Raw genomic sequence first — 12962 nt, forward strand, 5'->3', positions numbered from 1 at the left:
GCCCGCATGAGAGCCTTCCTCGCCGTGGCGCTCGCGCCGCACGCGAACGACCGATTCCGGCAGCCGTCCGCGGCGGCGCTGGCCTGCCTCACGGACACCTTCGACGTGGGCTTCGACGGAGTGGACGTCGCGATCGACCGGACCGAGGTGAGCGCCACCGGCTGGACGGCGTTCGCCGGCACCGAGGAGTTCGACCGGTTCGGGGAATCCGGGTTCACCGTGCAGCTCAGCCGCCTACTGCGTACGCGTGAAGCCGACTTGTCCACATCGGATCTCGCGGCGATGATGCTCCGCCCGAGTTCTCTGGTGCAGTTGTTGCCGCCGTTCGCGGCCGCGCACCGGAGCGAGGACGGCGTGCTCCGGGTGGCCACGGACTGGCTGGGTTACCGGCAGCTCTACTGGTGGCAGGGCCACGGCGTGGTCGCGGTCTCGACGAGCGCGCGGGCGCTGGCCGTGCTGTCGGGAGCGGGCCTGGACCGGGCCGGGCTCGGCGCGCAGGCGATGATCGGCTGGCAGATCGGCGATCGGACCCCGTTCGCGGGCGTACGCGCGATGCCGCCGGCGTCCATCGCGACCCTCCAAGACGGCGCGATCCGCATCGACTGGTACGCCGACCCGTTCGACCAGACGCGCCCGGTGCCCAGCCTGGACGCCGCGGTGGATGAGATGGCCGCGATCCTGAGCACTTCGTTGTCGGTCTATTTGGAGGCCCATCCCGAAGCGGTGCTGCAGCTGACCGGAGGACACGACTCGCGCATCCTGCTCGGCGCGGTCCCGGAGAAGCAGCGACGTGGCCTGCGGGCGCTCACCCTCGGCGAGGACACCAGCCCCGACGTGGTGATCGCGGCCAAGTTGTCGGAGCGCTACGGGCTGCGGCATCAGGTGCTGCACCTGGACGACGTCGCCGACCCGACGCCCGAGGAGGCGCACTGGCTGGCGCTGCGCGCGGCCCGGGCGCTGGAATGCCAGGCCAGCCCGATGGCCCTCGGCCCGTTGCTCGGTGTCGAGGCCCGGCTGGCGCAGGGACATCGGCTGTCCGGCCTCGGCGGTGAGGTGGCTCGCGGCTTCTACTACGCCGGCCAGCCCGTCGGCGCGGAGACGTCGGCGAAGCTGGTCGACCGGCTCGCCCACTGGCGGATCTTCGCCAACGAGGCGGTCGAGGAGGCCGCGCTGGACCCGGACTTCCGGGCCGAGGCGCTGGCCGAGACGCTCGGCACGCTGACCGAGATCTTCGAGCCCGGCGACTGGCTTCGCGCCACCGACGCGTTCTACCTGTATCACCGGATGCATCGGTGGTCCGGCGCGCACGGCACGGTCGCCGCGGTGCGGCGCGACGCGGTCAACCCGATGTTCGACCACCGGTTCATCGAGCTGGCGCTGGCCGTGGCGCCCGGCGACAAGCGGGAGTCGTTGTTGCTGGGCCGATTGATGAACCGGCTCGACCCGGAGCTGGCCCGGATTCCGCTCGACACCGGGCTCACCCCGGCGCGGCTGGGCGTACGCGATCTGTCGACGCGCGTCGCGATCGCCACGGTGACGGCTCGGCAGGTCGCCCGCAAGGTACGCCAACGGCTGGCGCACGGGCGCCGGGCCCAGTTCGGCGCGGCTTCCTTCGCCGACCTGGTGCTGAGCCACTGGCGTACCGATCCGTCGGCCTGCGCCGCCCTCTACGACCAGCCGATCCTGCGCCGGGACTGGCTCGACGGCCTGCTCGCGGGTACGCATTCCGCCGAGGCGACCACGGTGGCGTACCTGGTCAACCTGCTGGCCTTGCCGCAACCGGCCCCGGCGAAGTGACTCACTTCTGCTGGAAGACCCGGATGTAGTCGACTTCCAGCCGGCGGGTCAGCGTGGGGTCGGTCAGCCCGACGTTCCACCGCCGCTGCCAGTTGTTGTCGACCATCATGTGCAGGATCAGCTGCATCGGTTCCTTGGCGATCTGCGCCTTGTTCGTGAACTGCCCGCACTTCTTGCCGTCGATGTACCAGGCGATGTGGTCGGGCTGCCAGTCGAGGCCCATCCGGACGAAGTTCTTCGAGTAGTCCTTCACCGCGCAGGCGCCGTTGTTGTGCTTGCCGGTGTTCGGCGTGTACGACTGGTCGCGGCCGGCGTAGTGATAGGTCATGAACATGGTCGACGGGTCGTCGCCGAGCAGTTCCAGGATGTCGATCTCGGTCTGGTACTCGTAGTCCGGGTTCGTCGGCAGCATCCAGAACGCCGTGAAGAACCCCTGGGTCGCCGGGAACTTGATGCGCGCCTCGACGTAGCCGTAGGTGAAGGCGTACAGGTATTTGGAGCCGCTCGTCGCCTTGGGCCGCGCGGTGGACAACAGCCCCGCCTTGTAAGTGCATCTGCCGTTCTGGCAGGCGGAGTCGGTACGCGCGGGGGACAGCGGCGCGGCCGTCAGCTTGGCGGTGCCGCCCGAGACCGTCACCTGAGAAGGCTGATAGTGCTCCCGGCCCTGGTTGAAGGTCGAGGTGCAGTCGCCGCTGTTCCAGTCGAAGCACGGGGTGAGCTTGCTGTGGTCGTAGTCCGAGCCCGAGAACTCCTCGGCGAAGGTCAGCTTCCAGCTCTTGCCGGCGGCGGCCTTGACCGGTGGACCGGAGACGCCGGGCGGCTTGGTCGGCGTAGGCGACTTGGCCGACGAGGGGCTGACCGACGGGCCGGCGCTCGCCGACGCCGAGCCCGACGCGAGGACCGAGGAATCGGTGGACCCCGGCGTGGCACCACCGAGGAGACCCGTGGGGTCGGACCCGCCTGACTGCGGTCTGGCCAGCGCGTACGCGCCCGCACCGAGCAGCAGTACGCCCACCACGGCGGCGGCGACGGCCCACCAGACACGGCGGGTGCCTCGACGCGGCTGGGGGATCACCGGGAAGTGCGGTCTAGGGGTCACCATGACGCCGCCGACCGTACCAGCAATCAACCATGATCGTTGTTCCCTGTCAGATTTCGGCTGGAAGGGTACCTCGGGGCAGGCGTTGTAGTTTCCTAAGTCGTTCGGACAACCAGTCCGGCGCCATCGAGTGAGCGAAGGGATACCGTGCCGCCGTGCACCCGCCTCAACCGCCACCACGTCGCCGGATGCCCTGGTACGACCGGTACCGCCGCGCCCTGCTCGCCGGAGCCACCGTCCTCGTGATCGTCGGAGCCATCGGGGTGGCGTACGCCGTCCAACGCACCGACGGCGCCGACGGAGTGGACGCCGGAGCGTCCGCATCAGTCTCGGCCGACGCCACGGACAGCGCCTCCGCCTCCGGGTCGCCGTCGGCGTCGCCCACGAAGTCGGCCTCCCCGACCGCGACGCCGAAACCCAGCTCCTCGACGAAGCTCCCGTCGGCCGCAGGCGGGCCTTGGCCGAACGCGTCGAACACCGGCGTACCGGCCGGCACCAAGCTGTCGACGTACGGCGGGCCATGCCAGATCAAGACGGCGGGGACGGTCATCGACGCGAAGACCGTCAACTGCACGCTGGAGGTGCGGGCGGCCAATGTGACGATCAAACGCAGCAAGATCAACGGCCGCGTCGTCCTCGACACCGACATCAGCGGGTCGAGCAGATGGTCGTACACGCTCGTGGACTCCGAGGTCGACGCCGGGCTGGTCCAGCTGCCGGCGGTCAGCTACGGCAACATGAAGGTGATCCGCACCGAGGTACGCGGCGGCGCGACCAGCGTCCAGTGCGGCGAGCACGCGATCAGCTGCACCGTCGAGGACTCCTACCTGCACGGGCAGCGCATCCCGGACGACGCCAACTGGCACCTGGGCGGGTTCCTCTCCAACGGCGGGAAGAACATCCGCATCCGCCACAACTACATCTTCTGCAGCCCGCCGGCCAACTCCGTCGGCGAAGGTTGCACGGGCGACCTCAACCTGCTCGGCGACTTCGCGACCATCTCGGACGTCGTGATCGACAGCAACTTCCTGGCCGCAGGCACCGGCATGTCCTACTGCCTCTACGGCGGCGACGCGTCGAGCAAACCCTTCCCGCACGCCAACCACGTCATCGTCGTCAACAACGTGTTCCAGCGTGGCTCCAACCGCAAGTGCGGGGCGTACGGACCGGTGACCGGATTCAACAAGAACGGGACGGGAAACCAGTGGTCGAACAACAAGTGGGATGACGGGTCGACCGTTCCGCCGGAGAACTAGTCGCAATTCCGTCAGTCGGGCCTGGCCCCGGGGACGGCCCGAGAGAATTGCCTCGCTATGACCATCGCAGAGACCGCCCCGGAAGCCAGTGCCACCGAGTCGATCGGGCGGCAGGCGACGCGTGGGCTGAAGTGGAGCGTCGCGGGGACGCTGGTGAACAAGGCCGGCTCCTTCGCACTCGGCCTCGTGCTCGCCCGTCTGCTCGCGCCGGCGGACTTCGGCGTCTTCGCCGTCGCGTTCGCCACGATGCAGCTCGTCATGGTCGTCAACGACGTCGGCCTGATCGCCGCCACCGTGCAATGGCGTGGCGCTCTGGAGGAGATCTCGGCCACCGCCACGGTGCTCGCGATGGCCTTCAGCATCCTCATCTACCTGGGATTCTGGGTCGCCGCGCCGATCATCGCGGAGGTCTCGGCGGTGCCGCAGGCCACCGGGGTGATCCGGCTGCTCACCGTGGTCATCCTGATCGACGGCGCCACGGCCGTCCGCAGCGCGGCGCTGATGCGTACCTTCCGGCAGGACAAGCTCATCCAGGCCAACCTCATCGGCATGGCGGTCAACGCCGCGGTCGCCGTTCCGCTCGCGCTCGGCGGCGCGGGGGCGTACAGCTTCGCCGGCGGGCTCGTCGTGGGCACGGCGGTCACCGGCCTCCTGGTCTTCTTCTGGGCGGCGGTCCCGCTGCGGGCCGGCTTCGATCGGGCGGTCGCCCGGCGGCTCATGGCCTTCGGCATCCCGCTCGCGGCCAGCCTCGGCGTCGAGGCCGTCCTGATCAACGCGGCCTACATCATCGTGGGACACCTCGCGGGCGCCACTCAGCTGGGCTTCTACCTGCTGGCCTTCAACATCTCGACGTGGGCGCTGAGCATCCTGTCCACCGCGGTCCGGTACGTCTCGGTCGCCGGGTTCTCCCGACTGTCTGAAGTGGACTCCGAAACCCTGTCCGCCGGCGTGCAGGCTTCGCTGCCCACGCTCGTCACCGTGCTGATGCCGATCGCCGTGCTCATGGCCGCGCTCGCGACCCCGCTCATCGCGGTCCTCTACGGGGCCAAATGGTCCGCGGCCGCGCCGGTGCTGCCCTACCTCATGCTTCTCACCGTGGTACGCGTACTGACCGGATTCGCGTTGGACATCCTGATCGGCGCGGGCGCCACCAAAGCCGCCCTGCGGCTGTACCTGATCTGGGCGATCGTGCTGATCCCGGTGCTCATCGTCGCGACCACCGAGGGCGGCATCACCGGGGCGGCCATCGCGCACGCCGCGGTGGGACTGCTCGTCGCGCTGCCGGTGACGGTCGTCGCGCTGCACCGGATCGGCGTACGCCTGAAGCCGGTCGGGCCGAAGCTGCTCCGCCCGGTGCTCGGCGGCCTCGTCGCCGCCGGGCTGGCCTGGCTGGCCTGGTACGCCATCGGCGGCCCGGCCGTCGCGGTGCTCCTCGTCGGCGGAGTCGCCGGCCTCGCCGCGTACGCCGTTCTGGGGGTCGCCCCGGAACACCGGCGTCGCCTGCTCGGATCAGTACGCCGAAAGGAAGCCCATGCCGTCGACTGACGTGCTCATCTCGGTCTGCCTCCCGGTACGCAACGGCGCGGAGCGCATCACCTCGGTGGTGAAGTCGATCCAGGCTCAGGAACACGCCGAGCTGGAACTGATCATCTCCGACAACGCCTCGACCGACGACACCGAGGGCGTGTGCCGGGAGCTGGCCGCCGCCGACGACCGCATCCGATACTTCCGGCAGCCGGAGAACGTGGGCCTGCTCAACAACTTCATCTTCGCCGGACGGCAGGCCCGCGGGACCTTCTTCCGCTGGGTCGGCGACGACGACTGGCTGTCTCCGCACTGCCTGTCGCGGGCGCTGGCCGAGTTCGAGCGGGACGAGCGGCTGATCCTGGTGACGATGGGCGTCCAGTTCGAGCTGGAGAACGGCGTCACCGAGACCGCGCCCTACCACGGCACCGCGCTGGCCTCGGACGATCCGATCGAGCGGCTCAGCGAGATGCTGCGCCTGCTGAACACCAGCTACGCCTTGATCGACCCGCTGTACGGGCTGATGCGCCGCGAGACGATCATCCCGATTCCCCGGCGCAACATGCTCCGGGAGGATCAGATCTTCGCCGCGAAGATGGCATTGGCCGGACCCTGGGGGCACGTCCCCGAGGCGCTCGGCCGGCGCGGCTGGCGGGACGAGAGCCGCAAGGTGCTGGGGCGGCGGTTGGGCGTACCGGCGTGGACGGCGCATGCCGCGACCACGTTGCAGGGCGTCGAGCTGATGCGCTGGGTCAACGGCGTCGACTACTTGGAGCCCGAGCAGCGCCGGCAGGCCCGCGCGCTGGTCTACCGCTGGTACGCCGGTCGGCAGCGCCGCGACTGGGGCAACCGTGGCAAGCGACTCGCCCGGATCGCGAAGCTGTCCAAGGCTTAGAGCTTGGCGAGGACGGCGGCCGCCGCGACGGGGTCGCCACCGAGGTGGAACTGGTTCAGCCCCAGCACCTCACGCCATTTATGCAGCTGCTCGGCGCAGTACGCGGCCGGCCCGTGCAGGACCGCCGGGCTGGCCGCCAACACCTGCGGGTCGACGCCCTGCGCCAGGCTGGAGGTCCAGCGCTGGGCGCCCGGAACGTCGGTGACGTCGAGGGACAGCACGCTGATCTGGAAGTCCAGCACCGCCGGGTCGCGCCCGGCCGCCGTCGCGCCGGCCTTCGCCCACGCGATCTTCTCGGCGACCCGGTCCTCGGTCAGGTCGAGCACGGCCGAACCGGCGGCGGCGTCGGGTTTCAGGCTCGGGTTCACCCCGACGATGTCGGCCAGCTGCCCGGCCAACCCCAGCACCTTCCGGCTCCCGCCGCCGACGAGGATCGGCGGATGCGGCCGTTGCACCGGCTTCGGCAGTCCGTCCAGCTCGGTGATGCGGTAATGCCGCCCGGCGAAGGTCAGCGGGTCGGACCCGAACAGCCCCTTCACCACCTGAACGGACTCGGCCAGCCGCGCTATGCGTACCCCTGGGGAATCGAGCTGGAGACCCGCGGCCTGGTAGTCGCCCGGCAGCCAGCCCGCCCCGAGTCCGATCTCCACCCGCCCGCCGGACAGGACGTCGAGCGTGGCCATGGCCTTGTGGAGCAGGACGGGATGCCGGTAGTCGTTGCCGAGCACGAGGCTGAGCACACGCAGCGTGGTCGTGGCCTCGGCGGCCGCGGTCATCGCGACGATCGGCTCCATCATCCAGCCCTGGGTGAAATGGTCGGAGACGGCGACCGTGTGGAAGCCGAGATCCTCCAGACGGCGCAGCTCGGCACGCCACTGCAGTGGCGGCACGGTGAGGCGGGGCATCGGCGCGATGAAGCGGAACGGGCGGGTCACCGCGTCACCTCCGGCCGGTAGACGCCGCCGAGGAACCAGCGGGTCGTCGAGGTCCTGATCCGCGGCTCCGGATGGGTCAGCCGCCAGACGGCGCCGCAGAGGCCCAGCGAGAGGGCCATGACCACGGCGTAGGTGGTGAAGCTGAGCGAGTCGAACGTGCCGGCCACCAGCAGCGCCATGACCTGAGTGGACAGGACCACCGCGCAGAGGTGCTTCTCGTCGTCGTTGGCCGAGCGCTTGAGCGCGCGGTACGCCAGCACGATGCCGGTGATGTGCAGGGCCGCCAGGGCGACCACCCCGAGAGCGCCGTTGGTGAGCAGCGTGACCAGCCACTGGTTGTCGAGGATCTGGTACTGCGGCGGAATCCAGGTGCCGGTGCCGCGCCCGAGCCACGGATGTTGCGCGACATACGAGAAGACCATGGGGTAGCGCTCGTAGCGGGCCGAGACGGAGGTGTCGTCGGAGGCGTTGGAGAAGATGGAGAACAGCGTCCGGTAGAGCCCCGGGCTCACCCCGGCGAGCACGCCCAACAGCAGGACGCTGAGCACCCCGATGTTGAAGCGCATCCGCCAGTTCCACACCGGGAACAGGCACACGAACATGACGCCGATCGCGAGAATCCCCGTACGCGAGATCGTGGCGCCGACGCCGGCCGCGATCAGCGCCGCCGACACCAGCGCCAGCTGCTTCTGCCAGCGCTTCTCGCCGAATCGCGCCACGTGCACGGCGTACGGGAGGGCGAGGGCGAGCACGGTGGCCAGCTCGATGTAGTGCGCGGTCGTGCCGGCGACCCGGTAGCTGCTGCCGCGCATCATGAAGCCGAGTGCGTCGTACTTGGACTGCAAGCCCGGGATCACCAGGTACTGCGTCAGGTCGACCGAGAACATGTACTGCATGAGGCCGATGACGGCCATCAGCGCGGCCACCACGACGAGGACGTTGACCACCGTCCGCAGCCGCTGCCAGTTCGGCAGGCCGTCGGCGGTCATGAGGATGATCCCGGCGAGCGCGCAGAAGAAGAGCAGCGACCGGTCCGCCCCGTTGGCCTCCATCGTGGTCAGCCCACGGATGAAGCCGACGGCGTAGGACAGCAGGATGCTCATCATGAAGAACAGCAGGGCCCAGCGCAGCGGCTGCGGCCCGCGCATCGACAGGTGGGTGGTGAAGCGCGTGATGAACCACCAGCCGAACAGGCCGAGCGCCAGGATGATGCCGGGCCGGGCGAGGTCGGTCATGCCCGGGACGATCAGGTTGAACGGGATGAGCCCGATCATGACGATCATCAGGCACAGCACCAGCGGCGCGTCCACCCGGCCGATCCGCCGGCGGGTGGCGTAGGTCCGGCCCGAGACGAGCGACGGCTCCAGATCCGCCCGGCGCCCGGCGACGTCGGCGACCTGCCGCTCGGCGTCGGCCACCTGCCGTTCGGCCAGGCCGTCGGTCACTCTTTGCTCGGCCAGGCCGACGGGCGCGGAATCTCTACGCCGTTCATGGGCGTGAACGAGGGCAGCACCAGGGTCGCGTCCTCGACCTCGGGCTTGTCCTCGTCGTCGGGGTCGGCGATGTCGGTCGGCTCGATCACATCGTCGACCGTCCGGTAGACGACCGTCTGGTCACCGGCGGACCAGGCCGAGGCCTCGTCCGGGGGCGTGCCGCCGGACGGTCCCCCGGTCGCCGTGGTGATGGCGCGCGGGCGATACAGCGTGCCGACGCTGCTCAGGCGTACGCCGGAAGCCATGCCGACGGCGCGTTCCCGGGCCGCCGCCAGCTCCGCGGCCGACATCGCGCCGGCCCGGCGCTTGGCGCGGGAGCGCAGGAGCGCGTCGAAGCCGACGGTCGCCGCGACGGTGAGCATCAGGCCGGCGACGAACACCGCGACCAGCGCGCGCTTGACGTTGGAGTTCGACTTCTCGACGTTGGTGCCCCGGTCGAGCCGGCGCGGTGCGACCAGGTCGGCGTCGATCACGCGCTCGTTCTTCTGCAGCGTCGTGACGCTCTCGCTGTAACGGGCGACCAGTTCGTCGGCGGTGCCGGAGGCCTGCTCCTTGGACTTGCCGACCGCCTCGATCTTCACCAGCGGGCTGTCGCCGCCCATCTCGAAGGTGAACGAGTCGGTGTAGCCCGCGGCCTTCATCGCGTCGACGACGGACTGCTCCTGCACGGTGACGATCGCGGCGTTGCCGAGCGTCTGCAAACCCTGGCCGAGCCACGGATTCACCTGTACGCGCGCCGGCTCGCCGACCTTGGCCGGCACCGGGGTCGCCGGCGGTACGAGCTGGACGAAGGCGGTGGCGACGTAGTCGGGCTTGATCGCGCTGAAGGTCAGCACCGTCAGACCGGTGGTGAGCAGCAGCATCGGGACGGCGACCACCCAGTTCCGGAAGAGCACCTTGGCGAGGTCCCAGAAGTCCACCGTCGTCCTTCCATAGGTCGGCATAGATATCTGCCGTGTCGTCGCGAGTGTCTGTCGATGTTGGTCGCGACCGAGGTGGGCACGTCTTCAGCAGCTCGATCGTAGTTGAGCGGGCCCCATGATGGCATGGCCCGACCAGGGTGGAAGCAATCATGACCGTGTCGGCTTGCGGACATTCGGTCCGCCCGATTCGCCGATGGCCCGTTGAGTCGACGAAACCTCACGATCTAACGGTCCCGGTCGGCCGCGGCTCGACCTGACCGAAGAACGATAGGCGATTCATTGCGCAGCTCGGATGCCCTCGGTGCATCGATCATCATGATTAACGTGCACGGGATCGGGCCGACCGACCGCGATCTCGCGCCGGGCGAGGACCGAACCTGGGTGAGCGTCGGGCAGTTCGAGCAGATGCTCGATCTGGCGGCGCGGCGTGACCATGTCCGCATCACGTTCGACGACGGGAACGCGTCCGATCTGGAGATCGCCCTGCCCCGGCTGCTCGACCGCGGGCTGACCGCCGAGTTCTTCGTGCTCGCCGGGCTGCTGGGCGAACCCGGGCGGCTCGACGCCGACGGCGTACGCGAGCTGGTCAAGGCGGGGATGCCGGTCGGCTCACACGGCTGGGCGCACCGGGACTGGCGTCGCGTCGACGAGACCGAGGCGCGCGAGGAGTTCCAGGAGGCGCATCGCGTACTGGGCGACCTCGTCGGCGGGCCGGTAGACAGCGTCGCGATCCCGTTCGGCTCCTACGACCGGCGGGTGCTCAAGCGCCTGCGCCATGCGGGCGTACGCCGGGTGCTGAGCAGCGACGGGGGACCGGCCAAGCCGTCGGCCTGGCTGCAACCGCGCAACAGCCTGCGCCACGACATGGACGCTGCCTGGCTGACCGCCGTCGTGGACGGCCGGCCCGGGCCGGCTCAGCGCGCCCGCCGCCTGGCGGCCCGAACCGCGAAACGACTCCGGGGGAAGCCGTGACCACGCCAGAACCGCGTATCGCGGTCGTCATCGTCACCTACAACAGCGCCGACGTCCTCGCGGGCTGCCTGCGGTCGCTCGAAGGACAACGGGGCGTACGCCTGACCGCCGTCGTGGTCGCCGACAACGCCTCCCGCGACGACTCACTGACCGTCGCGAAGGGATTCGACCTGCCGGTCATCCCGCTGGCGGTGGGCCGCAACGCCGGCTTCGCCGCCGGGATCAACGCGGGCGTGGCCGCCGTGCCGGGCGAGTACGACGCCGTCATGGTGCTGAACCCGGACTGCCGGCTGCGTCCCGACACCCTCGCCCGGCTCGCCGCGACGCTCCAGCGCAGCACGTGCGGCATCGCCGTGCCGAAGCTGCTGAACGAGGACGGCTCGTTCCAGCCCTCCCTGCGGTACGCCCCCACGCTGCGTCGCGCGTTCGGCGAGGCGTTCCTCGGCCGGGTCGCCGGGCGTCTGCCGGGGTTCGGCGAGCTGATCACCGATCCCCGCGAGCGGGACCTACCCGGCGCGTACTCGTGGGCCACCGGGGCGGCCATGCTGATCTCAGCGGCTGCCCTACGCGACGTCGGTCCCTGGGACGAGAGCTTCCTGCTCTACAGCGAGGAGACCGACTTCGCGCTGCGCGCGGGCGACCGCGGCTGGACCCTCTGGTACGAGCCGGCCGCCGAGATCACCCACATCGGCGGCGAACAGCAGATCAATCCGACCCTCAACGCGCTCAGCGTGGTCAACAAGGTGACCCTCTACCGCCGCCGTAACTCGGCGCTCGCCGGTGGGGCGTACTTCCTGATCGTGCTCGCGGGCGAGACCCTGCGCGCCGCCCTCGGCCGACAACGGGCGCGCGCCGCGGTGGTCGCGCTGCTGCGGCCGTCGCGACGACTTCGAGCGCTCGCGACCTGAGCTGACGGCCATTGTCGATCTGGGGGATGGAATGCCGATCACGAATCACGACTTCACCGAGCTGACCAACCGGCAGCTCGACGCCTGGCATGCCTTGCGAGCGGCCAACACCCGGTTGGACAGCCCGTACTTCCATCCGGGCTTCGCGGCGGCGGTGCACGCGGCGGGCGTACCGGTGCGGGTCGCCGTCGCGACGGACGCCGCGGGCGAGATCCAGGCCCTGCTGCCGACCCATCAGGACGGCGGCGAACTGCGGCCGGTCGGGTGGCCCGGGGCCGACTTCCAAGGCCCGATCCGCGCGCCCGGCTCCACGTTCGCGCCGCTCGACCTGCTCTCCGGAGGGGTCCGCGGATACGCGTTCGACCACCTGCTCGTCGACGACGAGGACGGGACGGGAGCGGAGTTCACGCCGTGGATCGAGGCCCGGCGGCCGTCGCCCTATCTCGACGTCACCGGTGGCCTCGACGGCTACCTGGGCCGGGCGTCCAGCAGCGGCAAGAGCAACATCGGGCAGGCGCGCCGGCACACCGCGAAGACGGAGAAGGCGTACGGGACGGTGCGGTTCGCCGTGGACGTCGTCGACGACGACGCGCTCGACCAGCTCATCGAGCTGAAACGCGGGCAGTACGCCGCTACCGGCGCGGCCGACTACTTCGCCGATCCGCGTCGCGTGCAGTTGCTGCGGTCGTTGCTGCGTACGCGGGATCCGGGGTTCGCGGGCATCCTGTCCACTCTGCACGCCGGGCCTCGCCTGGTCGCCGCGCACTTCGGACTGCGGTCGGGCGGCGTACTGCACTGGTGGTTCCCCGTCTACGACCCCGAGTTCGCCAAGCTCGCCCCGGGCTGGATGCTGCTCCGCGAATTGGTGGCGGCCGCGCCCGGCCTCGGCGTCACCCGCATCGACCTCGGCCGGGGCGAGGACGAGTACAAGCGCCGGGCCAAGACCGGCGAGATGTCGGTCGCCCAGGGTCTGGTCACTCGCAGTTCGGCTCGTCGCGTCCTGCGCCGTCTGCACGGAACCGTCGTCGGCGCCGCCAAGTCGTCCCCGCTCGGCCCCGGCCTGCGTCGCGCCGTCCGAGCGATGAGGGGTGGCGGTTCCCGGTCCTTTGGCGAGGGCGGCTCCCCGGACGCCCGCCGGGAGCGGGAACTGCCATGAACGA

Annotated in this window: 11 protein-coding genes; 7 read left to right on the forward strand and 4 right to left on the reverse strand. The window is 70.2% G+C overall.

Translation table 11 applies throughout. From position 1 onward, the window contains the following. Positions 1-6: 6 nt before the first annotated feature. Complete coding sequence (locus AB0M47_RS00450; protein WP_363405997.1) at positions 7-1797, forward strand: hypothetical protein; 1791 nt, start codon at positions 7-9, stop codon at positions 1795-1797. 1 nt (position 1798) lies between these two features. On the opposite strand, the gene AB0M47_RS00455 is transcribed toward AB0M47_RS00450, so the two are convergent. Beyond that, the gene (locus tag AB0M47_RS00455) at positions 1799-2899 is read right to left on the reverse strand and encodes a glycoside hydrolase family 16 protein (RefSeq protein ID WP_363406000.1); all 1101 of its coding nucleotides are present in this window, start codon (positions 2897-2899) and stop codon (positions 1799-1801) included. A 152-nt stretch (positions 2900-3051) separates the two neighbouring features. On the opposite strand from AB0M47_RS00455, the gene AB0M47_RS00460 reads away from it, so the two are divergent. Genes AB0M47_RS00460 through AB0M47_RS00470 form a run of 3 tightly spaced genes read left to right on the forward strand, consistent with a single transcriptional unit; the run spans position 3052 to position 6571 of the window. Further along, positions 3052-4152 (forward strand): hypothetical protein, encoded by a 1101-nt coding sequence (locus AB0M47_RS00460; protein WP_363406003.1) that lies wholly within the window; start codon positions 3052-3054, stop codon positions 4150-4152. A 57-nt stretch (positions 4153-4209) separates the two neighbouring features. Next, positions 4210-5697 carry an oligosaccharide flippase family protein gene (locus AB0M47_RS00465; protein ID WP_363406006.1) on the forward strand — a complete coding sequence of 496 codons (1488 nt, stop codon included), beginning with the start codon at positions 4210-4212 and terminating at the stop codon, positions 5695-5697. After that, complete coding sequence (locus AB0M47_RS00470; RefSeq protein WP_363406009.1) at positions 5684-6571, forward strand: glycosyltransferase family 2 protein; 888 nt, start codon at positions 5684-5686, stop codon at positions 6569-6571. Before AB0M47_RS00465 ends, AB0M47_RS00470 begins: the two co-directional genes overlap by 14 nt. On the opposite strand, the gene AB0M47_RS00475 is transcribed toward AB0M47_RS00470, so the two are convergent. From AB0M47_RS00475 to AB0M47_RS00485, 3 genes are read right to left on the reverse strand one after another with little or no spacing between them, the layout of a single operon-like run. Continuing rightward, a complete protein-coding gene (locus AB0M47_RS00475) occupies positions 6568-7506 on the reverse strand; it encodes a TIGR03621 family F420-dependent LLM class oxidoreductase (RefSeq protein ID WP_363406012.1) in 939 nt (312 codons plus the stop codon). The two genes, AB0M47_RS00470 and AB0M47_RS00475, sit on opposite strands and share 4 nt — an antisense overlap. Continuing rightward, entirely contained in the window at positions 7503-8951 is a 1449-nt protein-coding gene (locus AB0M47_RS00480) for an O-antigen ligase family protein (RefSeq protein WP_363406015.1), read from the reverse strand. The genes AB0M47_RS00475 and AB0M47_RS00480 overlap by 4 nt, the downstream gene beginning before the upstream one ends. Continuing rightward, positions 8948-9943, reverse strand: a complete 996-nt coding sequence (locus tag AB0M47_RS00485; protein WP_363406018.1) for a hypothetical protein — start codon at positions 9941-9943, stop codon at positions 8948-8950. Before AB0M47_RS00485 ends, AB0M47_RS00480 begins: the two co-directional genes overlap by 4 nt. Before the next feature lie 294 nt (positions 9944-10237). Between AB0M47_RS00485 and AB0M47_RS00490 the strand changes: the two genes are divergently transcribed. Genes AB0M47_RS00490 through AB0M47_RS00500 form a run of 3 tightly spaced genes read left to right on the forward strand, consistent with a single transcriptional unit; the run spans position 10238 to position 12958 of the window. Further along, entirely contained in the window at positions 10238-10894 is a 657-nt protein-coding gene (locus tag AB0M47_RS00490; protein ID WP_363406021.1) for a polysaccharide deacetylase family protein, read from the forward strand. Then, positions 10891-11802, forward strand: coding sequence for a glycosyltransferase family 2 protein (locus AB0M47_RS00495; RefSeq protein ID WP_253757271.1), 912 nt, complete (start codon positions 10891-10893; stop codon positions 11800-11802). The genes AB0M47_RS00490 and AB0M47_RS00495 overlap by 4 nt, the downstream gene beginning before the upstream one ends. 31 nt (positions 11803-11833) lie before the next feature. Further along, positions 11834-12958 carry a GNAT family N-acetyltransferase gene (locus tag AB0M47_RS00500; RefSeq protein ID WP_363406025.1) on the forward strand — a complete coding sequence of 375 codons (1125 nt, stop codon included), beginning with the start codon at positions 11834-11836 and terminating at the stop codon, positions 12956-12958. Positions 12959-12962: the final 4 nt, after the last annotated feature.

The organism is Hamadaea sp. NPDC051192, assembly GCF_040682475.1.
Taxonomy (GTDB): Bacteria; Actinomycetota; Actinomycetes; order Mycobacteriales; family Micromonosporaceae; genus Hamadaea; species Hamadaea flava.